Consider the following 24,879-nt stretch of genomic DNA (forward strand, 5'->3'; position numbering starts at 1 on the left):
CGATGGTTGAGAAAAGTATTGTTCAGGAAGCAAAAGACATTCATTTAGCTATGGAGTTGATAACTTTAGGCGCGCGTTTGCAGATGTTAGAAAGCGAAACGCAACTCAGTCGAGGGCGTTTAATTAAGCTTTATAAAGAGCTGAGAGGCAGTCCTCCGCCTAAAGGTATGTTGCCGTTTTCGACCGATTGGTTTATGACCTGGGAACAGAATATCCATTCATCGATGTTTTATAACGCTTATAGTTTTTTGCTAAAAAGTGGTCAATGCACCGGTGTTGAGGCCGTCATTAAGGCTTATCGTCTTTATCTCGAACAGTGTCCAGATCAGTCCGGAATACCGCCATTATTGGCATTAACTCGAGCCTGGACCTTGGTTCGGTTCGTCGATAGTGGCATGTTGCAGCTTTCTGGCTGTAACTGCTGTGGTGGGACTTTTATCACCCATGCACATCAACCGCGAAACAGCTTTGTTTGCAGTCTCTGCCAGCCACCTTCCCGCGCAGTAAAAAAACGTAAACTTTCTCCGCAATCTGCCGATATAACTTCACAACTGCTGGATGAGCAGGTTAGACGCGCAGTTTGAGTTTCTTTGAGTTGTCAGAATTTTGGGTGACAGCAGCGGTATGGATACCGTCCCTGTCGCCTGTTATTGGCAACTTATAGCACTCAAAGGGTGCTAACGCCTCACCTTCCACCCACACACTTTGCTAAGGATATCGCGTGTTAGTTATTTTGGGTTATATCGTGGTCTTAGGGGCGGTTTTTGGCGGCTACATCATTGTCGGTGGTCACCTCGGTGCATTATATCAACCCGCTGAATTTTTAATTATCGGCGGAGCGGGTATTGGCGCATTTATTGTGGGCAACAACGGTAAAGCGATAAAAGCCACGCTGAAGGCCATGCCAAAACTGATGCGCCGCTCTAAATATAACAAAGTCCTCTATATGGATTTAATGGCGCTGTTGTACCGCTTACTCGCCAAATCCCGCCAACAGGGCATGCTCTCGCTAGAGCGGGATATAGAAAGTCCCTTGGAAAGTGAAATTTTCTCTAATTATCCAAGGATTTTGGCCGATAAGCTATTGGTGGAATTCATTACCGACTATTTGCGGTTAATTGTCAGTGGGAACATGAACGCTTTTGAAATCGAAGCTTTGATGGATGAAGAAATAGAAACTCACGAGCAAGAATGTGAAGTGCCTGCAGGTAGTCTGGCGATGGTCGGGGATTCTTTACCTGCATTCGGTATTGTTGCCGCGGTGATGGGGGTGGTGCATGCCTTGGCATCCGCAGACCGACCTGCCGCAGAGCTTGGGGCGTTAATTGCCCATGCGATGGTAGGGACATTCCTGGGTATTTTGTTGGCGTATGGATTTATTTCGCCATTGGCGACATTGCTACGTCAACAGAGCGCAGAAACCACCAAAATGATGCAGTGCATCAAGGTGACTTTGCTTTCCAGTTTGAACGGATATGCCCCGCAAATTGCCGTGGAATTTGGTCGTAAAACACTTTACACCACGGAACGGCCATCGTTCATTGAGCTGGAAGAGCATGTGCGCAGAGTGAAAGCTCCGGCACAGCAAGCGACAGAAGAGGACGCATGAAGCATCAGAACCACCCCGTTATTCTGGTCAAAAAGCGCAAAGCTAAACATGCTCAAGCCCATCATGGCGGATCATGGAAAATTGCTTATGCGGACTTTATGACAGCAATGATGGCCTTCTTTCTGGTGATGTGGTTGCTGTCGGTTTCCAGCCCGCAAGAGCTGACACAAATTGCAGAGTATTTTCGTACGCCATTGAAAGTCGCACTGACCCATGGTGAGAAAAGCAGTGATAGCACCAGCCCGATTCCCGGCGGCGGTGATGACCCGACCCAGCAAGTGGGTGAAGTGCGTAAGCACATTGATTCCGAAGAACGTCGCAAAGAAGAGTATCGGCTTAATAAATTACGGGAAAAACTGGATCAATTAATTGAGTCCGATCCGAGGCTCAGAGCTTTGCGGCCACATCTGTTGATCAACATGATGGATGAAGGGCTGAGAATTCAGATTATTGATAGTCAAAACCGACCAATGTTCAAAATGGGGAGCGCCCAGGTTGAGCCGTATATGCGCGATATTTTACGTGCTATAGCACCAATCTTGAATGACATCCCCAACAAGGTCAGTTTGTCTGGACACACCGATGACTTGCCCTACGCCACGGGCGAACGTGGGTACAGTAACTGGGAACTGTCGGCCGATCGTGCCAATGCCTCACGGCGTGAATTATTGGCTGGGGGATTGGATGAGGGCAAAGTATTACGCGTGGTGGGCATGGCGTCGACAATGCGCCTAAAAGAGCAAGCATCAGATGACCCTGTTAACCGCCGCATTAGTATCTTGGTGCTGAATAAACAAACTCAACATGATATTGAGCATGAGAATTTAGATAACAGGGCGCTTGATATAGAAAAAGCTGAAAGCTTAAAACAGATTGATTCCACTGGCACGACGCCTGCGGTGACTGCGCCTAATACTGTTGCGCCACCACCCGTGGCTACGGGGGCAGCGCTACCTACTGAACAACCTGGCACCACAGGAAAAGCAGCAATAGCGGTTTCAACAAGCACGGTTTCGGCAACAACCGCTTCGTCAGCGGCAACGGCTGAGCCGGTGAAAGCGCAAGTACCGCCAGCAACAGCATCACAAACACAACAATCGAGCACGGAGAATGTTACTCAAGTTGCCCGCGGGCCAACGACATCGTTGCCAGCGGCACCTGCAAGTAATGCACCGGTCTCTCCGACAAGCCGCGACGCACAGTAGAGGTGACACCGTGAGCATGGATATTACCGCGTTTTATCAGACTTTCTTTGATGAAGCAGATGAACTGCTGGCAGACATGGAACAGCACCTGTTATTGCTGGACCCGTTGGCACCAGATAATGAACAACTTAATGCTATTTTCCGTGCTGCTCACTCGATTAAGGGCGGTGCCGCAACATTTGGTTTTTCGGTATTACAAGAAACAACCCATTTGTTGGAAAACCTGTTGGATGGTGCCCGTCGCGACGAAATGCGTTTGAGCACTGATATCATCAACCTGTTTTTGGAAACGAAAGATATTATGCAGGAACAGTTGGACGCCTACAAAACCTCTCAAGAACCTAATGCAGAAAGCTTTGAGTATATTTGTCATGCATTACGCCAACTGGCACTCGAAGCTTTAGAACAGCAAACCACTAATCATGTTGCGACAGCGGCCTCAAGTGCTGAAACCAAGGCCAGCAGCAAGTCTCCGGCGTTGGTTCAGGGGGGAATGCGTATTCGGCTGTCTGGTTTGAAAGAACAAGAAATTCCGTTGATGCTGGAAGAATTGGGCAATCTTGGCGATGTTAAAGATACCGAGCAAGGGACAGATAGTCTTGAAGCGACTCTGATTACATCAGTCAGTGAAGATGATATCAGCGCCGTGCTGTGTTTTGTATTGGAACCAGAGCAGATTAGCTTTGTACCGGCCGAATCAGTGCAAGAGCCGGTGGTTGAGGTGGCTGTCGCTGCCCCGATTGCTGCGCAAGTGCTGCCAGTTGCCGCCGCCCCGATTGCAGAAGCCAAGAATATATCTAAGGTCGAAGCTACCAGTGCCGAGCATGTGAAACCTAAAGCAAAAGCCAGTGAGTCAACCAGCATCCGCGTGGCGGTTGAGAAAGTTGACCAACTGATTAACCTGGTGGGAGAACTGGTTATCACGCAATCTATGCTGGCTCAGCGCTCCAGTACCTTAGACCCGGTGATTAATGGCGATTTGCTCAATAGCATGGGGCAGTTGGAGCGTAATGCGCGCGACTTGCAAGAGTCAGTGATGTCGATTCGTATGATGCCGATGGAATATGTCTTCAGCCGCTTCCCGCGGTTGGTGCGCGATTTAGCCAGTAAGCTGAATAAGCAAGTTGAACTCACACTGCTTGGCAGTTCGACTGAACTGGATAAAAGTCTGATTGAACGCATTATCGATCCCTTAACCCATCTGGTGCGTAACAGTTTGGACCACGGTATTGAAGATCCTGCAACCCGCATCGCGGCGGGTAAAGCTCCGGTAGGCAATTTGACACTGTCCGCAGAACATCAAGGCGGCAATATTTGTATTGAAGTTCTTGATGATGGAGCAGGACTTAACCGGCAGAAAATTCTGGCGAAAGCTCAGTCTCAAGGTATGGCTGTTAATGAGCATATGACTGATGAAGATGTCGGGATGTTGATTTTCGCGCCTGGATTTTCGACTGCTGAGCAGGTGACCGATGTTTCCGGTCGTGGTGTTGGGATGGATGTAGTTAAGCGAAATATTCAGGAAATGGGCGGCCATGTGCAAGTCAGTTTCCAGGCGGGCAAAGGCACTTCTATCCGTATCTTGCTGCCATTAACGCTGGCTATCCTTGATGGCATGTCTGTCAAAGTCAGTGATGAAGTGTTTATTTTGCCATTGAATGCTGTAATGGAATCACTGCAACCATTGGCTGAGGATTTACATCCACTGGCTGGTGGTGAACGCGTATTGCAAGTGCGTGGTGAGTATTTACCGCTGGTGGAATTGTTCCGTGTATTTGATGTTGAAAATGCAAAAACTGAAGCCACCCAAGGCATTGTTGTGATTCTGCAAAGTGCCGGTCGCCGTTATGCCCTGCTGGTAGACCAATTGATTGGCCAGCATCAGGTGGTTGTGAAGAATCTGGAAAGTAATTATCGGAAGGTCCCAGGTATTTCTGCCGCCACCATATTGGGTGATGGCAGTGTGGCCCTTATTGTTGATGTGTCGGCATTGCAGGCCTTAAACCGGGAAAAACGTGTCACGGCCGATGATGTTGCCGTCGCGTAATAGAGCCTTGAAAAAAAACATAAATTCAACCTATTGATTGAAGGGTAAAAACATGGCAGGACTAGCAACCGTCACGAAGCTGGCTGGCGAAACGGTAGGACAAGAGTTCCTGATTTTTACGCTGGGTGCTGAAGAGTACGGCATTGATATTCTGAAAGTCCAAGAGATCCGCGGTTATGATCAAGTGACCCGCATCGCTAACACCCCGGCTTTCATTAAAGGTGTCACTAACTTACGCGGCGTTATAGTTCCTATTATTGATTTACGGGTTAAATTTGCCCAACAGGGTGTCACCTATAACGAAAATACCGTGGTGATCGTGCTGAATTTTGGTCAGCGGGTCGTCGGTATTGTGGTTGATGGCGTATCTGATGTGCTGTCATTGACCGCTGAGCAAATCCGCCCAGCTCCTGAGTTCGCGGTGACGCTGGCGACTGAGTATCTGACCGGTTTAGGCTCACTGGGTGAGCGGATGCTGATTTTGGTTGATATTGAGAAGTTGCTGAGCAGTGAAGAGATGTCATTGCTTGATTCAGTGGCGAAAGGGTAAGTTTTATTGCTTATTCATTTGATTATCAGAGTAGCCATTACGGCTACTCTGCATATTCATTTATATCAACACTCAACCGGTATCAAGCCAAAATTTTACCGGATTAACGCCAGTATCTCCCCGTAACTCCAGCAGCTCCCCGGTAAAATAATCCCTCTTCCCGGTAAAGTTCCCTCTTACAGTGCCGATAACACAGTTAACTAAACATTTATGTTTTGGCGTACCCGTATTTAGATATACCTATATTTTGACGTACTTATGAAGGGATAACATGTTCAAGCGTATGAAAGTGGTCACCAGCCTGCTGCTGGTGTTAGTGCTATTTGGTGCCTTACAACTGGTTTCCGGCGGGCTTTTCTTCAACTCATTGAAAAATGACAAAGAAAACTTTGAGGTTTTACAAGTTATCCGTCAGCAACAATCAGTATTGAATGAAAGCTGGGTAAATCTGTTGCAAACACGTAATACGCTGAACCGTGCCGGCATCCGCTATATGATGGATGTGAATCATACCGGCAGTGGCCCAACAGTGAATGACCTTTTGGCTTCAGCTAAAGGCACATTGGGCATGGCGGCGGATCGTTTTAAAAGTTACGAACAAATTCCGTTGGATAGCCAACAAGATGTTGAATCAGCTAAAAAACTAAAACAAACCTATGACCAATACTTCGGTGCATTGACCGAGCTTATCCAATTAATGGAGTCAGGTAAGATCAATGAGTTTTTTGACCAACCCACCTCCAGTTTCCAAAATGCTTTTGAGCAGGATTACAACACTTATCTGACCCAAAACGATCGTCTATATGCATCCGCAGTAGAAGACAGCAACCGCTCTTTCACTTACGCGATGAGTGTCATTATTTTCGTGCTGATTGCGGTATTTGCTGTAATTGTCATTGTTTGGTTGGGTATGCAGCACATCTTGATTAACCCGCTGAAACACTTGATTGAGCATATCAAACATATTGCTAATGGTGATTTAACTCAGAATATTGAGGTGCAGAGCCGCAATGAAATGGGCACCTTGGCCGCTAGTTTGAAACATATGCAATCTGAATTGATTACCACCGTCAGCGATGTACGTTTAGGTGCTGATGCTATTTACAGCGGTGCATCAGAAATTGCTGCCGGTAACAATGATTTGTCAGCACGTACCGAGCAACAGGCCGCATCACTGGAAGAAACCGCTGCCAGCATGGAGCAGCTTACTGCCACGGTGAAACAGAATGCTGAAAATGCTCGTCAGGCTAGCCAACTGGCATTGAGTGCTTCAGAAACCGCGCAAAAAGGCGGAAAAGTGGTCGCTAATGTGGTGCAAACCATGCATGAGATCGCCGGTAGCTCGCAGAAAATTGCTGATATCACCAGCGTCATTGATGGCATCGCGTTCCAAACCAATATTCTGGCATTGAATGCCGCGGTTGAAGCTGCCCGTGCCGGTGAGCAAGGCCGTGGCTTTGCCGTTGTAGCTGGTGAAGTGCGCAATTTGGCTCAGCGCAGTGCGCAAGCAGCCAAAGAAATTAAAGGGTTGATTGAAGATTCAGTTAACCGTGTCGATATGGGTTCTGTGCTGGTTGAAAGTGCCGGTGAAACCATGGGCGATATCGTGAATGCGGTGACCCGCGTCACTGACATCATGGGCGAAATCGCTTCCGCCTCTGATGAGCAAAGCCGAGGTATTGATCAAGTAGGTCAGGCGGTGACAGAAATGGACCGTGTGACACAACAAAACGCCTCTTTGGTGGAGGAATCTGCTTCCGCCGCCGCCGCACTGGAAGAACAAGCCAGTATGTTAACCCAATCCATGTCCGTATTTGTCCTGCATATGGATAACGATAGTAGCAAAAAAGATGTGAAAAAAACTAAGCAGCCGACACAGGATAAGAGCGGTACTGCTAAAAAAACACTGGGAAGTGACCTGCAAGATAATTGGGAAACTTTCTAGTCCAGTCCCTACACAAAACATATACCCTAAATAATTCAAGTTGCAGGAAGGCGGCAACTAAGAAAATCCCCAGGAGCTTACATAAGTAAGTGACGGGGGTGAAAAATCTGCATGAAGTAGATTTGAACGCTGCTTGCAGCGGTCTCGCAGAGGCGAGGCCCAAGGATGGGCCGAGTAGCGAAGGCAGCCAACGTACATGCAGCTTGAAGTATGACGGGGATAAATAAAGCCGGCCAACGAGCCGGCTGAGAAGAGGTTACGATGTTTGGCCGAATCCGGATTTCTACCAGCTTTTTCCTGTTACTGATATTGATTTGCTCGATACAGTTAATTTCAAGTGGTCTGTCATTTACTGCTTTTCGTTCAGACTATCAAAATTTAAATCGAGTGGATCTCAGTAGCCAGCAGCGGGATGCATTAAGCCTCAGTTGGGTATCCTTACTTCAGGCGCGTAATACCTTAAACCGGGCGGCGACTCGCTCGGCTCTCAAAGTCCCTCAGGAGCAAGTCAACGCGCTAATGGGTAATGCGCGTAGTTCACTACAAAAAGCGGATCTGTATTTTAATCAGTTTTTGGCAGTACCTCGTCTTGATGAGAGTGATACCGGTGGTGAGTTGCTAGACGCGACAAAAAACAGTTATCAGAATTTACGTGTTTCCTTACGGCAATTAATCGATTTCCTGGAAGCCGGCAATTTACAGAGTTTTATGGATCAGCCCACTCAGAAAACCCAAGATCTGTTTGAGGCCGATTTTATTCAGTATTTGCAGTATGCCAATGAAGCGGTTGCGGATGCTGGCAGCGAGAACCAACAGGCTTATCACCTCTCCATGTGGATATTTGGTGGGGCGATTCTGATGGTGATCGTGATGACGATTTCTTCACTTATCTGGCTACGAACCATGTTCGTCACGCCATTGAAGATTATGCGTGCTCATTTTGACCGGATTGCTCAGGGGGATTTATCCGGTCAGATTACTGTCGCTGGCCGCAATGAAATCAGCCAGATGTTTGCCAGTTTACGCACCATGCAACAGTCGCTTATCACGACGGTTAGCCATGTTCGCGATGGGACAGAATCCATGTTAACCGGGATTCAGGAAATATCTGCCGGTAACAATGATTTGTCTGCAAGAACCGAACAGCAGGCCGCTTCATTGGAGCAAACTGCGGCCAGTATGGAGCAATTGACGGCGACAGTGAAACAGAATGCCGATAATGCCCGTCAGGCAACACAACTGGCGCAAGAAGCATCGGGGACGGCAGCCAAAGGTGGTGAGTTAACCGGCAGTGTTGTGAAAACAATGCATGATATTTCCACCAGTTCGCAGAAAATTGGCGCAATTACCAGCGTTATCGATGGCATTGCCTTCCAAACTAATATTCTGGCACTGAATGCTGCGGTTGAAGCGGCTCGGGCCGGTGAACAAGGGCGTGGGTTTGCTGTTGTGGCCGGTGAAGTACGCAATTTAGCCCAGCGCAGTGCGCAAGCAGCAAAAGAAATCAAAGGGTTAATCGATGAATCGGTTAGCCGAGTTCGCCAGGGCTCCACACTGGTCGAAAATGCGGGTACCACCATGGAAGAGATTGTTCGCTCAGTGACTCGGGTGACCGACATTATGGGTGAAATCGCTTCCGCTTCGGATGAGCAAAGCCGAGGTATTGAGCAGGTTTCACTCGCGGTAACACAGATGGATCAGGTCACTCAGCAAAACGCCGCATTAGTAGAAGAGGCTGCGGCTGCGGCTAATGCACTGGAAGAGCAAGCAGGTATGCTCTCTGATGCAGTGTCTGTTTTTCGTTTGGAGCAGGATAGCGACGGCGGGGAGGGGCAAGTGGCAGCAAGCAGTGGTAAGCAATTTGTTGTGAAAACAGCGGCTGCAAAGGAAACCCCAGATTGTCAAACGGTGTAATAAAGACGGCATGGTGGGGTGAGACCGAATGAAACCATCACCCCAAGAGTCTGGGTCTCCCCTGACCCAGATGATTCAACGGCTCCCGCTCTCGGATGTTCACTTCCGACGCATTTGCCAACTTATTTACCAACGGGCTGGGATTGTCCTGGCCTCCCACAAACGGGAAATGGTCTATAACCGCCTGGTGAGGCGGTTAAGATTGCTGGGAATTGATGATTTTGGTCAATATTTGGCTTTGCTGGAGACCGATCCTAACAGTGCAGAGTGGCAGGCATTTGTTAATGCTCTGACCACTAACCTCACGGCATTTTTCCGTGAAGCGCACCATTTCCCGATTCTGGCAGAGCATGCTCGCCAGCGGTCAGGGAATTATTCGGTTTGGAGTACCGCGGCCTCGACCGGTGAAGAACCTTACTCCATCGCCATGACACTCTGTGATGTATTGGGGAATCGGTCGGGTTCTTGCCAAATATTGGCCAGTGATATTGATACACAAGTTCTGGAGAAAGCTACCAGCGGTGTGTATCGCCAAGATGAATTGCGTTCATTGTCGGCACAACAAATGCAGCGCTATTTTCTGCGTGGCACCGGCCCTCATCAGGGCATGGTTAGAGTGCGGCCGGAGCTTGCCAATATGATTCAGTTTCAGCAGTTGAATCTGTTAGCACCCGAATGGGCATTGCCGGGGCAATTTGACGCTATTTTTTGTCGTAACGTGATGATTTATTTTGATAAAGAAACGCAGGAGCGCATTTTGCGTCGCTTTGTCCCTTTGCTAAAACCCGGCGGTTTGATGTTTGCAGGCCACTCGGAGAATTTCAGCCAAATTAGTCGGGAATTCTATTTGCGCGGGCAGACCGTTTATGGGCTGACCAAGGAGAGGTGATGAGTAAAATCAGAGTATTGTGCGTTGATGATTCCGCGTTGATGCGCCAGTTAATGACAGAGATTATTAACAGTCACCCAGACATGGAAATGGTTGCCGCGGCACCCGATCCGTTGGTTGCCCGTGATTTAATTAAAAAATTTAATCCGCAGGTATTAACACTCGATGTTGAAATGCCGCGAATGGATGGTTTGGATTTTCTTGAAAAACTGATGCGTCTGCGGCCAATGCCGGTGGTGATGGTGTCGTCATTAACCGGGAAAAACTCCGAGATAACTATGCGGGCGCTGGAGTTAGGGGCAATTGATTTTGTCACTAAACCTCAGCTGGGTATTCGCGAAGGGATGCTGGCTTACAGTGAATTAATTGCGGAGAAAATCCGCACGGCGGCTAAAGCTCGGTTACCCCAGCGTGGCCCAGAAAATGCCCCTGTGATGCTGACTCATACGCCGTTGCTCAGTAGCGAAAAACTCATTGCGATCGGCGCTTCGACGGGGGGAACAGAAGCTATCCGTACGGTATTGCAACCGTTGCCACCGACCAGCCCGGCCTTGTTGATAACACAGCATATGCCACCAGGCTTTACCCGTTCATTTGCCGAGCGGCTCAATAAATTGTGCCAAATTACGGTGAAAGAAGCAGAAGACGGTGAACGGGTATTGCCCGGACACGCCTATATTGCGCCCGGTGATCGGCACATGGAACTGGCACGAAGTGGGGCAAACTATCAGGTGCGTATCCATGACGGGCCTGCGGTTAATCGCCACCGTCCCTCGGTCGATGTGCTTTTCCGTTCAGTAGCGCAGTATGCCGGGCGCAATGCGGTCGGTGTGATCCTGACGGGAATGGGCAATGACGGTGCGGCGGGTTTATTGGAAATGCATCGCGCAGGGGCTTATACCATTGCACAAAACGAAGCCAGTTGTGTGGTCTTCGGCATGCCGCGTGAAGCTATTGGGATGGGCGGCGTTAATGAAATCTTGGAGTTGAATCAGATAAGTCAGCGCATGTTGGCACAGATAAGCAGCGGCCAAGCCCTGCGAATCTAGTAGAAATTTTCCGGTGGAAATCGGGCGTTGGTATTTAATCGCTCAGCGGTGAGCAACAAACTTTAGGAGTTGGTATGGCGGATAAGAATCTCAGATTTTTAGTGGTAGACGATTTTTCGACCATGCGTCGTATTGTCAGAAACCTGCTGAAAGAACTGGGTTTTAACAATGTGGAAGAAGCCGAAGATGGCGTAGACGCATTGAATAAATTACGAACGGGTGGTTTTGATTTTGTGGTTTCTGACTGGAACATGCCGAATATGGATGGTTTGGACCTGCTAAAAACTATCCGTGGTGATGGTGCTCTTGGTTCTCTGCCAGTTCTGATGGTAACTGCCGAAGCTAAAAAAGAGAATATCATCGCAGCAGCGCAAGCCGGTGCCAGTGGTTATGTAGTGAAACCTTTCACTGCCGCTACCTTGGAAGAGAAACTCAATAAGATCTTTGAAAAATTGGGTATGTAAGGAGGCGAGATGAGTAACCATCAAATGCCCGCAACAGATGCGGCATCAGCCAGTGATATAATAAGCCGTATTGGTCAATTGACGCGGATGTTACGTGACAGTCTGCGCGAATTGGGTCTTGATCAAGCTATTGCTCAAGCTGCAGAAGCTATTCCAGATGCTCGTGACCGTCTGGACTATGTGGTTCATATGACGGCACAGGCCGCTGAAAGAGCATTGAACTGTGTTGAAGCAGCACAGCCGCGCCAGAATGAGTTGGAGTCGTCAGCTAAGGCGCTCAAAGTTCGTTGGGATGAATGGTTTGCTAATCCCATCGAGCTGTCAGATGCCCGCGACTTGGTGACAGATACTCGCGCATATCTGGATGTCGTGCCGCAACACACTTCATTTACCAATGCGCAATTATTGGAAATCATGATGGCGCAGGATTTCCAAGATCTGACCGGTCAGGTTATCAAGCGCATGATGGATGTGGTGCAAGAGATTGAGAAACAGTTGCTAATGGTATTGATGGAGAACATTCCAGATATGCCGTCAAAACCGCAAAAACCAGCTGACAGTTTACTCAATGGGCCGCAAATGGATAAAAATGGTGCGGGCGTTATTGCCAGTCAGGATCAAGTTGATGACCTGCTCGATAGCTTAGGTTTTTAAGCTGACTGACGACCCTAAATGCAGATGAGGGCTCCCTCATCTGCTTTATTTACTTTCGCAATAATATCGTTTGAGGTTACTTCCGGCGGAGTGGCTCATTTCTTCCATTCTTTGGCCAGTATCACCGCTCTCTCGGCATTGACTCGCCCATAGCCGTACCATTTACTGTGGCCATTTTCATCATATTCCCCGTATTCTTCATCTATTTTGTCACAGCTGTAACGGATTATGTCTTTGACGTCATAATGTTTCAGTGAGGGATTCACCGAGAGAATTAATGCAGCCACGCCAGCAGCACCAGGGCAGGCACTTGAGGTGCCCCCAAATATAGCGGTGTAATTACCAAAAATATCTCCAGTGAATACATCGCCAGAACTATAGCCGTCTTCAAGACGTATATCAGTGGTCCAGATACCCTTGGTGAGAGGATATGGATGGCGCATGTGAGGTGCAGGGATGTCGCCGCTGGGGAAGGAGCACCAGAGTGACTGACCATAATCGCTATAAACGGTACGTTTACTCCGGTCATTGCAGGCAGCGACGGCAATCACTTGTTCATGGCTAGCGTAACCATCATTTTCGATGGGCTCATTGCCGTTTCCGGCCGCAAAAAAGATAACGCAGCCTTTACCTTTACGCCCCTTTTTTACTGCATAATCAATGGCTTTTCGGGTAAGTGCTGGCATCTCGGCGACTACATTATGCTCTGGGGCATCTGGGTCTAACCACAGGCCATCTGCTGGCCCCCAACTGCAAGAGATAACATCCGCGCCATGCCTTGCGGCCCAGACAAAGGCGAAAGCTTCGCTCTGTGAACCTAACCCCCCAGCTTGCCGTATTGGCATCAGTTTAGCTTCAGGGGCTACGCCGGAAGCACCATAGTGGCCATCGGCACAGGCGACTCCAGCACAAGCGGTACCATGGTTGTCACCGGGTTCTGGTGAGGGATCTTCACTTATCCCCTCGAAGTTACCTATATCCCCATATTTCAGGTTACAAGGATGGACAATTTTACCTTCACGCCAAAACTCTGGATGACCAAGATCGAACCCATCATCAATGACAGCAATGGTTGTACCCTTGCCTAAGGTGATTTTATGGGCGTTTTCAACATTCGCGCTGGCGTCTACCTCAACTTCAGTATGTACGATGGTTTTCTTTAAATGCCACTGATTAGGATGAATGGTTTTAGATTTTTTATGATGAATTAATTCCGGATGACAGTGTTCAATATCCTCACGATTTAAAATGTTTTCGGCAATAGTAAAAGTATCTTCACCAGTATTTTCTGGTGTGGAAGCAAAGTAAGCATTGTTAAGAAATGATATTTTATTCTTAATGATTAGATTATATTCATTGATTGTTTTTTCACATTCATCCTCGGTTAAATAATCTTTGAACTGAATAAAAAGATTTTCAGTGTAAATAACTGGATTTTTATTTTCTTCATTAATGAATGCATTCCCTGCGAATCTAACCTCTTTATTATTGGCGATACTTTCCTTTATCTCGCTAATGTTACTTTCTGAAGTTTTTATGCTGACGACATAGGTGTTGGCCGTGAAGATATTAAAAATAACCTCATATTGTATGCCACTGTTGTTAATGACATTGGTCATTATGTTGGCAAAGTTAGCATCCTGATGCATTCTTATTATGAGGATATTAGCGGATTTTATTAGGCTGATTTTTTTGCGCTTATTATTAAGAACATCATATGTAACGTCAAATCGTTTCATTTTAATTTCCTTTTAATATGTCCGGCTAATTAATAAAAATAGGGCTAATCCGGTTTTTGTGCTGCACTTATAGTTTTTTTCAGATGTAAATATTAAATTAATGCTAGCCTGATATTTATATAACACTGAATGTCTATTTTTTCTTAAAAATAATTTAATTATCGGCTTGATTTAATCATCGGGGTAGGGTGACATTTCAACAAATAATATCATAAACTATGGGCGTTTTCGGTTATCAAAATTTGACTACAACTAGCCAGCTAACAGACAGTCGCAGCTATTCTAATGCATTCATCCGGCAAATAACCCCTCAATTATCACGTTGTTCAAGCCATAGACTTACTGAATTTTTGTCATCCTAGACAGCAATTTTGATATTTAGTCATTTCCCTGATTTGGGAACGCTTACGCTAAACAGGAAAACCTGCTGTGGCTGAAGATAGCGATGCAGAAAAAAGTGAGGAACCCACATCCCATAAGCTGGAGAAGGCCCGCGAAAAAGGCCAGATCCCGCGTTCGCGCGAACTGACTTCAATGCTAATGCTTGGGGCCGGTTTGTCTATTCTGTGGATTTCGGGGGAATCGATGGCACGCCAACTGGCCGCCATGATTACCCAAGGGCTGCATTTTGATCACGGTATCATCAGTGATGATAAGCAAATGCTGCGGCAAATTGGCATGTTACTGCGCCAAACTCTAATAGCGATGATACCCATTTTTGCCGGATTGGTGATAGTGGCGCTGGCAGTTCCGATGCTGTTGGGCGGCGTGCTGTTTAGCGGCGAATCAATCAAGTTTGACCTAATGCGGATGAGCCCAATTGCGGGCTTAAAACGGATGTTTTCCTCTCAGGCATTGGCTGAACTACTGAAAGCCATTTTGAAAGCCACCTTGGTCGGCTGGGTGACCGGAATATTCCTGTGGCATAACTGGCCAGATATGATGCGGTTAATGGCCGCACCACCGGTGGCGGCTTTAGGTGATGCGCTCCACTTGATTATTTTTTGTGGATTGGTGGTGGTTTTAGGCCTCACTCCGATGGTCGCGTTTGATGTGTTTTTCCAAATAACCAACCATATTAAAAAATTGCGTATGACCAAACAGGAAATACGTGATGAATTCAAAGATCAAGAGGGTGACCCGCATGTGAAAGGGCGCATTCGTCAACAACAACGGGCGATGGCCCGCCGACGGATGATGGCTGATGTGCATAAAGCCGATGTCATAGTGACTAACCCAACTCACTATGCCGTCGCATTGCAGTACAACGAAGCAAAAATGAGTGCGCCCAAAGTTTTGGCGAAAGGAGCGGGGGCGGTTGCATTGCGTATTCGTGAATTGGGCGCTGAACATCGGATTCCTTTGTTAGAAGCGCCACCACTGGCCAGGGCTTTGTTCCGGCACAGTGATGTGGGCCAACATATTCCAGCCACCCTTTATGCCGCGGTGGCAGAAGTCCTTGCCTGGGTGTATCAGCTGAAACGCTGGAAGCGGGAAGGTGGGCTAATCCCGAAAAAACCTGAACATCTACCGGTACCGGAAGGTCTGGATTTTGCAACAGAGAGTGAGACTGACTAATGGCTAATTTGGCCGCCCTGCTTCGTTTACCGGGCAACTTCAAAGATACCCAGTGGCAAATTCTTGCCGGGCCAATCTTAATCTTAATGATCTTGTCGATGATGGTGTTGCCGCTGCCGCCTTTCATCCTTGATTTGTTGTTTACCTTCAACATTGCGCTGTCGATTATGGTGTTGCTGGTTGCCATGTTTACCCAGCGCACTTTGGATTTCGCGGCCTTCCCGACTATTCTGCTGTTCTCGACGTTATTGCGCTTATCCCTAAACGTTGCTTCCACCCGTATCATTCTGATGGACGGTCACACCGGTGCAGCGGCGGCGGGACGCGTCGTTGAAGCCTTTGGCCATTTTCTGGTGGGTGGCAACTTTGCCATCGGTATCGTGGTCTTTGTCATTTTGGTTATCATCAACTTTATGGTTATCACCAAAGGGGCCGGGCGTATTGCCGAGGTTGGCGCGCGTTTTGTCCTTGATGGTATGCCCGGTAAACAGATGGCCATCGACGCCGACTTAAATGCCGGTTTGATTGGTGAAGACGAAGCGAAAAAGCGCCGTTCTGATGTTACACAGGAAGCGGATTTTTATGGCTCAATGGACGGGGCCAGTAAATTTGTTCGTGGTGATGCGGTCGCAGGGCTACTGATCATGGTGATTAACGTGGTCGGCGGCCTATTAGTGGGCGTGCTTCAGCACAACATGGCCGTGGGCCATGCCGCCGAAACCTATACATTATTGACCATCGGTGATGGCTTAGTGGCGCAGATCCCGGCGTTGGTTATCTCCACGGCGGCGGGTGTTATTGTCACCCGCGTGAGCACTGATCAGGATGTTGGCCAGCAAATGGTCACCCAGTTGTTCAACAACCCGCGGGTGATGGTTTTGAGTGCAGCGGTATTGGGTTTACTGGGTATGGTGCCCGGAATGCCTAACTTTGTATTCCTGCTGTTTACTGCTGCGTTGTTAGCATTAGCCTGGCGTTTGCGCGGTAAACAATCTCAGCAACCGGCAGCGGCAGAAGCGCCAGTGGTACAAGATAATCAGCCAACCGCTGAAGCCACTTGGTCCGATGTCCAGTTGGAAGACCCATTGGGTATGGAAGTCGGTTACCGCCTGATTCCGATGGTCGATTTCCAGCAGAATGGTGAGTTACTAGGCCGAATTCGCAGTATTCGTAAAAAGTTTGCCCAAGAAATGGGCTATCTGCCGCCGGTGGTTCATATCAGAGATAATCTGGAACTCCCGCCCGCTAGTTATCGGATATTAATGAAAGGGGTCGAAATTGGCAGTGGTGAAGCCCATCCGGGCCGCTGGCTGGCGATCAACCCCGGTAATGCTGTCGGGACATTGCCCGGTGAAGCAACCCATGATCCAGCCTTTGGTTTGGCGGCGGTATGGATTGAAAGTGCATTACGCGAACAAGCGCAAATTCAGGGCTTTACTGTGGTCGAGGCCAGTACAGTTGTTGCCACGCACTTGAATCATTTGATTAGCCAATATGCGAGCGATTTGTTCGGACGTCAGGAAACACAGCAACTGCTGGACAGGGTTTCACAAGAAATGCCGAAGCTGACAGAAGATTTTATCCCAGGTGTGGTGACCTTAACCACGCTGCATAAAGTGCTGCAAAACCTTTTAATGGAGCGGGTCTCCATTCGCGATATGCGCACTATTATTGAAACACTTGCTGAGCATGCGCCAAATCAAACTGATCCTTATGAGTTAACTGCTGTGGTGCGCGTTGCGCTGGGGCGCTCAATTGCCCAGCAATGGTTCCCCGGAACCGGCGAAATTCAGGTTATTGGGCTGGATGCCGCATTAGAGCGCTTGTTATTGCAGGCACTTCAAGGTGGCAGCGGCTTAGAACCGGGTCTGGCTGACCGTCTGTTAGAACAATCCAAACAAGCACTGCAACGTCAGGAAATGCTAGGCGCACCGCCAGTATTACTGGTTAACCACGCGCTCCGTGCATTATTAGCGCGTTTCTTGCGCCGTAGCCTACCGCAGATGGTGGTGCTGTCTAATCTGGAGATTGGCGATAATCGCCAGATCCGTATGACTTCAACCATAGGAGCCGCTTGATGCTAACTCGTCTTTTCCCACTGATTCTGGGTGGTGTGCTTTCGCTGAGTATGTTGCCGCTGAATGCTGCGGCTTCAGGTACGTGGGTGGCAGATGATATTGGCATTACACAGAGTTTTCGCGGAGTGGCTATTTCCGCCAAACCGCTGCAATCACCGGTTGCACTGGCTCAAGAAAATGCGCGAATTGTGTCGGTAGGTTGGCGCTACCAATTAATGTCGGCAGCACCAGATGGTTTACAAGTTAAATTGTGTACGCCGACCCGCTGTATGCCCCTTGAAGGGGGCAGCGGGCAAAGCCGCGGGCTGGCGGGGGAAGCGGCTGCTACTCAACTGACTTTTGTGTACTTTATTGCAGGAAAAGGGCGGGTAAATCCGCCACTTCAAGTGATTAGCAACCAAGTGATAGTCAATTATCGCTAAAATCCTATCGGAGAAAAGCAACCGTAGCACATTGGGATTGGCAAGGGAGGTCTGCTATTGAGCTCCTCGGCTTGAGCTGTTGAATGTGCTGACATCGCCATAACGGTGACAAAAACCAAGCTAAACAATAAACTTGCACGCTGTTTTTCCATGTCTCCTCCTTTAAACTAAGCCAGTATTTGCCTAGTAATGTCAGAGTAACGCATCGCGGAAAAAGAGAAAAAATCCTTTTTTATGCAGGCTGTAATAACGTCAGATAAGATTGAAAATAAAGGCTAACGTAGAGGGTTCACGCAGACCTAAACCCCGCTGTGCGGCAATTTAATTCTGCGGATGAGTCAATTCTGGGATAATTAAATTTGAGTGCACTGATGGCGGAGTGCCGTTAAATGCCAATCTTGCGGCCCAGCAAACTGGCGCCTTTAGAGTGACCATCTGGCCCATACAATGTCTGGCCGTGGCGCGTGTTCAGAACAGCCAGCGCCTGAGTGTTATATTCAATATGCTGTTGCAGTAATAGCCCATTGTGCAGGTTACTGTATTGCAACTTTTCGGCCAGTGCCAATATACGTTGCCAGCGGGTGGCTAACTCATTCACGCTGCTATACGGCGCTTGAATATTGATAGTTTTTTCTGTGGTGAGCCGGGTCTGGTCCAGATAAGCCAAGGTAGCCAAAATTGAACTTTTTTGTTCAGTGACACCTTGCAGCACCATGCCTTGAATCCGACCGGAGCACAGTAATTGCTGTTCTTGTGCTACTACAGCTTTCAGGGATTCAAGCAGTTCCAGTTGCTGGTCCAGATTGGTTTGTAATCTTTCCACCACCACCTATCCTTTTACGGTTAACGATTTTACGGTTAACGATTATTTTATGTTTAGCTGTTCTTCAGATCATCTGCGACATTTCTGAGCAAAGCATCGGCAATTTTACCGGTGTCCATGGTCAGTTGACCTGAACGAATCGCCTGTTTTAAGGTTTCGACACGTTCTACATTGATGTCCTGACTGCCCGGCTGCATCAATTTCGCCTGCGCATCACTCAATTTAACCTCAGTACCACTCACCGGCGTTTTTGTCTGGGTAGACTGTTTCCGCGTTTGCTGCGCAATATCACTGGTTTCCCGTGGTTGCACTTGTGTTGCCGGTAATAACGGTTGGGTGCGTTCAATACTCATATGGTGTTGCTCCCTTTATAGCGGGATTGACGTTTATCGACCCGCGAGACTTTTATCTTTCAGCAAAAGAATGGCGGGATTGTCACTGTTTAACCTGCAAATAACTGCATATTAAGATTATCGGCAAAGGTTAAAAAAACTTTAATCACTATAACATTATCTTAATTGTACCATCGTCAGCCACGGTGCCACTGACGATTTGACCCGACGCCATGCGCACCCGGACATTATCTTGTACCGCGGCATTGTTCATGGCCTTGCCACTGCCGTTAACATTAAATCCTTCACCCTGCGCTAAAACCTGCACATCTTGCCCGGTTTTAACTATCCACAAGCGGCGCAACATATTACGAGTCAGTGGTTGACCGGCATTGATTTGCCGTAAGCTCACTGCGCCTTGAGCAAAGCTGGGTTCCAATAACGTGCTCAGGGGCAGGGTATCGAGCCGGCCTTGCTTCATTTCAATATCTTGCGGTGTGATTTTCGCCCCTGCCGTCAGTTGACGGGCGGCCACAGCATAATGGCCGCTAACCTGTACTTGGGTCTGAATAAAACGCCGTAAACCCTCGCACCGCACTGATAAGCTGATATTTCCCCAAGGACGGGCATTCGCTGGCAGCGTAATTTCGGGCGTCTCGCATTGTGGCCACTGGCTCTGCGGGGTTTTGATGATGACATTAACCTGACTGCTTTTATCGGGATATTGCTGGCGAAAGAATTGATTTACCTGTGCCGATAAATCTGCCGCCATCGCCTGATGCGCCAATGCTTGACTCATAAACACTAGCCCGAAAGCTATTGTTAGGATGTCATTTCTTTTCATGGTCATCAATATTCCCTCCGTCCACACAACCCGGTATGTCAGGGTCTCCCCCTCTTGCACACTAGTGTACCTGTACCTCGACAAGGCTAAGGGGATAAATAGCGACGCATTTTGCTCTTATTCTGACGATAGGCTTCCCTGTGCGGCGTTTATGCTGTCGACTCCAAATTCTAACCTTGCGGGGGGACTATGCTCGACAAACTGGACGGTGCTCTGCGTTTTCAACAAGAGGCGCTTAATTTGCGCGCGCAACGACAGGAGATCCTGTCGTCCAATATTGCTAATGCGGATACGCCCGGCTTTCAGGCACGTGATATTGATTTCTCCAGCCAACTGAAAAAAGTGATGGAGCAAGGTCGAGTCAGTGGAACCGGGGTGTCACTCAGTTTAACGTCAGCCCGTCATATCCCTGCAAGCACAGTTCAGCCGCCTGACCTGGACTTATTATTCCGGGTTCCAGACCAGCCATCAATGGATGGCAACACGGTGGACATGGATCGTGAACGTACCAATTTTGCCGATAACAGCCTGAAATATCAGACCGATTTGACCGTTCTTGGCGGTCAGATCAAAGGAATGATGTCAGTGTTACAACAAGGATAAGACGGATGTCTTTACTGAATATTTTTGATATTGCCGGTTCAGCATTATCAGCTCAGTCGCAGCGGATGAACGTCAGCGCCAGTAACATGGCAAACGCCGACAGTGTGACTGGCCCGGATGGTCAACCCTACCGTGCTAAGCAAGTGGTGTTTCAGGTTGCGGCTCAGCCGGGGCAAGAAACCGGTGGTGTGCGTGTTGCACAAGTCGTTGATGACCCTGCGCCGGATCGTTTGGTTTTTCAACCCGGTAACCCACTGGCCGATGCCAAGGGGTATGTCCGGATGCCTAACGTTGATATCACCGGCGAGATGGTGAACACCATCTCAGCTTCGCGCAGTTATCAGGCCAACGTTGAAGTGTTGAATACGACGAAGTCGTTGATGCTCAAAACGCTGACATTAGGTCAATAACAGGAGCCTGTACACATGGCCATTACGAATTCCCTGACTGATAGTGATTACGGGATTAACAGCACTAGCGGCACCGGTTCAGCCAGCGGCAGCACCAGCCAGGATCTGCAAAACAGTTTCCTGACGTTGTTGGTGGCACAGTTGAAAAATCAGGATCCGACCAATCCAATGCAAAACAACGAGTTGACCACGCAATTAGCGCAGATCAACACCGTGAGCGGCATTGAAAAATTGAACACCACTCTGGGTTCTATCTCCGGCCAAATTGATAACAGCCAATCATTGCAAGCTAGCAGCCTGATTGGTCGCGGCGTGATGATTCCAGGAACCAATGTGTTGGCAGGGAGTAAAGACGGCGTTGTGACCACCACCCCATTCGGTGTTGAGCTGGTGCAAGCTGCTGACAAAGTGACGGCCACCATCACCGACAGTAATGGCGTGGCAGTCCGAACGATAGAGATTGGCGGCTTGACGGCGGGTGTGCATGCCTTTACCTGGGATGGCTCACTGGAGGCCGGTGGTAATGCACCGGACGGCGCTTATACCGTGGCGATCACTGCCACTAACGGCGGTGCATCGGTGGTAGCGACACCTTTGAGCTTCGCCATTGTCAACGGTGTGACCAAAGGAGCCGATGGTTCCAAACTGGACTTGGGTCTGGCGGGTACCACCACGCTGGATCAAGTGCGCCAAATTTTGTAAATCGTAACAGCACAACACAACAGACAAGACGGTGATTCACTCAGGTCTTGATGATTAAAAACAGCGTTTGATATGTCATCAACGCTTTAGGTCTGTAACGGACCCCGAATTTAACGGAGAAGAAAATGGGCTTTTCTCAAGCAGTCAGCGGCTTGAACGCAGCATCCAGTAACCTGGATGTGATCGGTAACAACATCGCCAACTCGGCAACCTCAGGTTTTAAAGCCGGTTCAGTTTCTTTTGCCGATATGTTCGCCGGCTCTCAGACCGGGATGGGCGTTAAGGTTGCGGGAATTACTCAGGACTTTAACGACGGCACCACCACCACCACCAACCGCCGTCTGGATCTGGCTATCAGCCAAAATGGTTTCTTCCGCATGCAAGACAGCACCGGCGGCATCTTCTATGCCCGCAACGGTCAGTTTAAGCTCGATGAGAACCGCAATATCGTCAACATGCAGGGCCTCAACCTGACCGGTTACCCGGCCACAGGGACGCCGCCGACAGTACAGCAAGGGGCCAACCCGATTCCGCTGTCTATCCCACAGGGCATGATCCCAGCGAAAGCCACCACCGCCGGTAATATGGTGGCAAACCTGACCTCGACGCACGACATCATTCCAGCCGATACAACCAGTGGCGGTGTAACCACCCCGACGTTTGATCCCGATAAGCCCGATACCTATAGCTTTGTGAATAACATGACCACCTTTGATAGCTTGGGTAACCGCCATGAAATCAACGTGTTTTATGTTAAGCGCTCCGAAGATGCTGTAAATGGTAACTCTTGGGATGTTTACACCCGTGATAGCAGCGCCGTTCCCGCACAAGTTGCCGAGAAACGCGGTTCAATGCTGTTTGATACTAATGGTGCACTGAAAAGTGTGACAAATGGTACCAATGCAGCCAGCACCACTGATTTCAATATGACCATCCCAATGGGGGTCGTTAATGGTGCGCCGGCACAAGAGTTCGCGCTGAATGTGGCGGGTAGCAAGCAGCAAAATACCGGCACCGACAGCATTGTTACCCAAAACCAAACCGGCTATGCAGCGGGCGAATTCACTGGCTTCCAAATCAACAACGACGGCTCGGTGGTCGGGACTTATTCAAACCAACAGACCCAATTGCTGGGCCAAATCGTGATGGTTAACTTTGCTAACCCAGAAGGCTTGTCATCTGAGGGCAATAACGTCTGGAAAGAAACCCTTTCCTCGGGTAACGCGATTCTTGGGACGGCGGGCAGCGGCGGCTTTGGCACCTTGACCAGCGGCGCACTGGAGTCCTCTAACGTGGATTTGAGTAAAGAACTGGTGAACATGATTGTGGCGCAGCGTAACTATCAGTCGAACGCGCAGACCATCAAAACCCAGGATCAGATCTTACAAACTCTGGTTAACCTGCGTTAATCGCACTGACGGGACTCGCTCATGGATCACGCAATATATACCGCAATGGGGGCTGCCCGGCAGTCCCTCGAACTGCAAGCGGTTACCGCTAATAATCTGGCTAACGCCTCAACGCCGGGTTTCCGCGCGCAGTTAGCGGCGATGCGGGCCGTACCTATTGATGGGCCAAGTATGGCCACGCGCACTATGGTCACGGCGTCGACCCCAGGGGTAGATATCAGCCAGGGGACGATGAACTACAGCGGTCGCCCGTTGGATGTGGCCTTGCAGCCGGATGGCTATTTAGCGGTTCAATTGCCTGATGGCACTGAAGCCTATACCCGTAACGGGAATATTCAGATCTCAGCTGACGGGCAGATGACTGTGCAGGGTTATCCATTAATGGGTGACAACGGCCCGATTGATGTCCCCCCTCAGGCGGCGATCACTATTGCTGCGGACGGCACTATCTCGGCACTGAACGCCGGTGATTCACCGAATACCATTGCTCAGTTGGGGCAAATTAAGCGAGTGAGAGCCACTGCCGGTGAAGTGATGCACGGCGATGACGGTTTGTTCCATCTGACAGCCGCGACCCAACAGGCGCGTGGTGCTCAGTTGGCTAATGACCCGCTCATCAAAGTGATGCCGGGGGTGCTGGAGGGCAGCAACGTGAAAGCGGTTGAAGCTATGACCGATATGATTGCCAATGCCCGCAGTTTCGAAATGCAGATGAAAGTCATCCACAGCGTGGATGAAAACGAACAGCGCGCTAACCAGCTGTTAGCAATCAGCTAAGCGCATAGGCGCAGAGGAATAAACTGATGATCCGATCACTCTGGATTGCCAAAACCGGCTTGGATGCACAGCAGACCAATATGGATGTTATCGCCAACAACTTGGCGAACGTCAGCACCAATGGCTTTAAACGTCAGCGGGCGGTGTTTGAAGATTTGTTGTACCAAACGATGCGTCAACCGGGAGCACAATCTTCCGAGCAGACCACCTTGCCATCGGGTTTGCAGATTGGTACCGGTGTTCGCCCGGTGGCCACTGAGCGTTTACATAGCCAAGGTAACCTGTCCAAAACCGATAACACCAAAGATGTGGCTATCAAAGGCGAGGGGTTCTTTCAGGTGCAGATGCCTGATGGCACCAATGCCTATACCCGCGACGGTTCTTTCCAGGTTGATCAAAATGGCCAACTGGTGACAGCCAGTGGTTTTCAGATTCAACCGGCGATTACCATTCCGGCCAATGCATTAAGTATGACCGTCGGGCGCGATGGTATCGTCAGTGTCACTTTGCAGGGGCAAACGGCCACGCAGCAAGTGGGACAACTGACTCTGGCTACGTTCATTAACAACAGCGGCCTGGAAAGTGTCGGTGAAAACCTGTACCAGGAAACTGCCAGTTCCGGTGCGCCGAATGAAACGACGCCGGGCCTGAACGGCGGTGGCTTGTTGTATCAAGGGTATGTTGAGACTTCTAACGTCAATGTGGCGGAAGAGTTGGTCAATATGATCCAGACGCAACGCGCCTATGAAATCAACAGTAAAGCGGTTTCAACTTCAGATCAGATGTTGCAAAAACTGACACAGCTGTAAATCCGCTCTCGGGGGGCAAGAGCGCCC

Annotated in this window: 24 protein-coding genes; 20 read left to right on the plus strand and 4 right to left on the minus strand. The window is 49.0% G+C overall.

The genetic code is table 11. The annotated features are described in order from the left end of the window. Positions 1-2 precede the first annotated feature (2 nt). From flhC to cheZ, 11 genes are all read left to right on the plus strand, one after another. Positions 3-584: a flagellar transcriptional regulator FlhC gene (gene flhC / locus OP863_RS08170; protein ID WP_005164496.1), complete on the plus strand. Its 582-nt coding sequence runs from the start codon at positions 3-5 to the stop codon at positions 582-584. Between the two features lie 137 nt (positions 585-721). Next, positions 722-1,609, plus strand: coding sequence for a flagellar motor stator protein MotA (gene motA, locus OP863_RS08175; RefSeq protein WP_038633811.1), 888 nt, complete (start codon positions 722-724; stop codon positions 1,607-1,609). After that, entirely contained in the window at positions 1,606-2,814 is a 1,209-nt protein-coding gene (gene motB / locus OP863_RS08180) for a flagellar motor protein MotB (RefSeq protein WP_265526100.1), read from the plus strand. Before motA ends, motB begins: the two co-directional genes overlap by 4 nt. A 16-nt stretch (positions 2,815-2,830) precedes the next feature. Further along, positions 2,831-4,861 (plus strand): chemotaxis protein CheA, encoded by a 2,031-nt coding sequence (gene cheA, locus OP863_RS08185; RefSeq protein WP_186377402.1) that lies wholly within the window; start codon positions 2,831-2,833, stop codon positions 4,859-4,861. 52 nt (positions 4,862-4,913) lie between these two features. Further along, positions 4,914-5,411 (plus strand): chemotaxis protein CheW, encoded by a 498-nt coding sequence (gene cheW, locus OP863_RS08190; protein WP_038633803.1) that lies wholly within the window; start codon positions 4,914-4,916, stop codon positions 5,409-5,411. A gap of 271 nt (positions 5,412-5,682) precedes the next feature. Next, positions 5,683-7,356 carry a methyl-accepting chemotaxis protein gene (locus OP863_RS08195; RefSeq protein ID WP_145589087.1) on the plus strand — a complete coding sequence of 558 codons (1,674 nt, stop codon included), beginning with the start codon at positions 5,683-5,685 and terminating at the stop codon, positions 7,354-7,356. A gap of 261 nt (positions 7,357-7,617) precedes the next feature. Continuing rightward, entirely contained in the window at positions 7,618-9,270 is a 1,653-nt protein-coding gene (locus OP863_RS08200; protein WP_038633799.1) for a methyl-accepting chemotaxis protein, read from the plus strand. Positions 9,271-9,340: 70 nt separating this feature from the next. Continuing rightward, positions 9,341-10,159, plus strand: a complete 819-nt coding sequence (gene cheR / locus OP863_RS08205) for a protein-glutamate O-methyltransferase CheR (RefSeq protein WP_404273967.1) — start codon at positions 9,341-9,343, stop codon at positions 10,157-10,159. Then, complete coding sequence (locus OP863_RS08210) at positions 10,159-11,208, plus strand: protein-glutamate methylesterase/protein-glutamine glutaminase (protein ID WP_038633794.1); 1,050 nt, start codon at positions 10,159-10,161, stop codon at positions 11,206-11,208. Before cheR ends, OP863_RS08210 begins: the two co-directional genes overlap by 1 nt. Positions 11,209-11,282: 74 nt before the next feature. After that, positions 11,283-11,672, plus strand: a complete 390-nt coding sequence (cheY, locus tag OP863_RS08215) for a chemotaxis response regulator CheY (protein WP_032820649.1) — start codon at positions 11,283-11,285, stop codon at positions 11,670-11,672. 9 nt (positions 11,673-11,681) lie between these two features. Next, on the plus strand, positions 11,682-12,326 hold the full coding sequence (gene cheZ, locus OP863_RS08220) for a protein phosphatase CheZ (protein ID WP_038633791.1): 645 nt from the start codon (positions 11,682-11,684) through the stop codon (positions 12,324-12,326). A gap of 95 nt (positions 12,327-12,421) precedes the next feature. On the opposite strand, the gene OP863_RS08225 is transcribed toward cheZ, so the two are convergent. Next, entirely contained in the window at positions 12,422-14,065 is a 1,644-nt protein-coding gene (locus OP863_RS08225; protein WP_265526101.1) for a S8 family peptidase, read from the minus strand. A 429-nt stretch (positions 14,066-14,494) separates the two neighbouring features. Here OP863_RS08225 and flhB point away from each other — a divergent pair, with 429 nt between their 5' ends. Genes flhB through OP863_RS08240 form a run of 3 tightly spaced genes read left to right on the plus strand, consistent with a single transcriptional unit; the run spans position 14,495 to position 18,143 of the window. After that, on the plus strand, positions 14,495-15,643 hold the full coding sequence (gene flhB, locus OP863_RS08230) for a flagellar biosynthesis protein FlhB (protein ID WP_038633785.1): 1,149 nt from the start codon (positions 14,495-14,497) through the stop codon (positions 15,641-15,643). Further along, positions 15,643-17,721 carry a flagellar biosynthesis protein FlhA gene (gene flhA / locus OP863_RS08235; RefSeq protein WP_038633782.1) on the plus strand — a complete coding sequence of 693 codons (2,079 nt, stop codon included), beginning with the start codon at positions 15,643-15,645 and terminating at the stop codon, positions 17,719-17,721. Before flhB ends, flhA begins: the two co-directional genes overlap by 1 nt. After that, a complete protein-coding gene (locus tag OP863_RS08240) occupies positions 17,721-18,143 on the plus strand; it encodes a flagellar protein FlhE (protein ID WP_032820654.1) in 423 nt (140 codons plus the stop codon). The genes flhA and OP863_RS08240 overlap by 1 nt, the downstream gene beginning before the upstream one ends. A gap of 385 nt (positions 18,144-18,528) precedes the next feature. Here the strand turns inward: OP863_RS08240 and OP863_RS08245 are convergent, their stop codons facing one another. From OP863_RS08245 to flgA, 3 genes are all read right to left on the minus strand, one after another. Then, on the minus strand, positions 18,529-18,969 hold the full coding sequence (locus tag OP863_RS08245) for a flagella synthesis protein FlgN (protein WP_038633779.1): 441 nt from the start codon (positions 18,967-18,969) through the stop codon (positions 18,529-18,531). A gap of 50 nt (positions 18,970-19,019) precedes the next feature. Next, positions 19,020-19,319 carry a flagellar biosynthesis anti-sigma factor FlgM gene (gene flgM / locus OP863_RS08250; RefSeq protein ID WP_038633776.1) on the minus strand — a complete coding sequence of 100 codons (300 nt, stop codon included), beginning with the start codon at positions 19,317-19,319 and terminating at the stop codon, positions 19,020-19,022. Positions 19,320-19,467: 148 nt separating this feature from the next. Then, positions 19,468-20,148 carry a flagellar basal body P-ring formation chaperone FlgA gene (flgA, locus tag OP863_RS08255; protein ID WP_145589090.1) on the minus strand — a complete coding sequence of 227 codons (681 nt, stop codon included), beginning with the start codon at positions 20,146-20,148 and terminating at the stop codon, positions 19,468-19,470. A 183-nt stretch (positions 20,149-20,331) separates the two neighbouring features. Between flgA and flgB the strand changes: the two genes are divergently transcribed. The 6 genes from flgB to flgG all read left to right on the plus strand — a co-directional run bounded on the left by flgB (position 20,332) and on the right by flgG (position 24,852). Further along, on the plus strand, positions 20,332-20,745 hold the full coding sequence (flgB, locus tag OP863_RS08260; protein WP_038633770.1) for a flagellar basal body rod protein FlgB: 414 nt from the start codon (positions 20,332-20,334) through the stop codon (positions 20,743-20,745). A gap of 5 nt (positions 20,746-20,750) precedes the next feature. Next, positions 20,751-21,155 (plus strand): flagellar basal body rod protein FlgC, encoded by a 405-nt coding sequence (gene flgC, locus OP863_RS08265; protein WP_038633767.1) that lies wholly within the window; start codon positions 20,751-20,753, stop codon positions 21,153-21,155. Positions 21,156-21,170: 15 nt separating this feature from the next. Beyond that, complete coding sequence (gene flgD, locus OP863_RS08270; RefSeq protein WP_145589091.1) at positions 21,171-21,857, plus strand: flagellar hook assembly protein FlgD; 687 nt, start codon at positions 21,171-21,173, stop codon at positions 21,855-21,857. Positions 21,858-21,982: 125 nt separating this feature from the next. Beyond that, positions 21,983-23,266 (plus strand): flagellar hook protein FlgE, encoded by a 1,284-nt coding sequence (flgE, locus tag OP863_RS08275; protein ID WP_038633762.1) that lies wholly within the window; start codon positions 21,983-21,985, stop codon positions 23,264-23,266. A gap of 21 nt (positions 23,267-23,287) precedes the next feature. Then, a complete protein-coding gene (locus tag OP863_RS08280) occupies positions 23,288-24,043 on the plus strand; it encodes a flagellar basal body rod protein FlgF (protein ID WP_038633760.1) in 756 nt (251 codons plus the stop codon). A gap of 26 nt (positions 24,044-24,069) precedes the next feature. Further along, positions 24,070-24,852, plus strand: coding sequence for a flagellar basal-body rod protein FlgG (gene flgG, locus OP863_RS08285; RefSeq protein WP_038633757.1), 783 nt, complete (start codon positions 24,070-24,072; stop codon positions 24,850-24,852). The last annotated feature ends 27 nt before the right edge of the window (positions 24,853-24,879 follow it).

The sequence above is a fragment of the Yersinia sp. SCPM-O-B-9106 (C-191) genome (assembly GCF_026183365.1).
Lineage (GTDB): Bacteria > Pseudomonadota > Gammaproteobacteria > Enterobacterales > Enterobacteriaceae > Yersinia > Yersinia rochesterensis.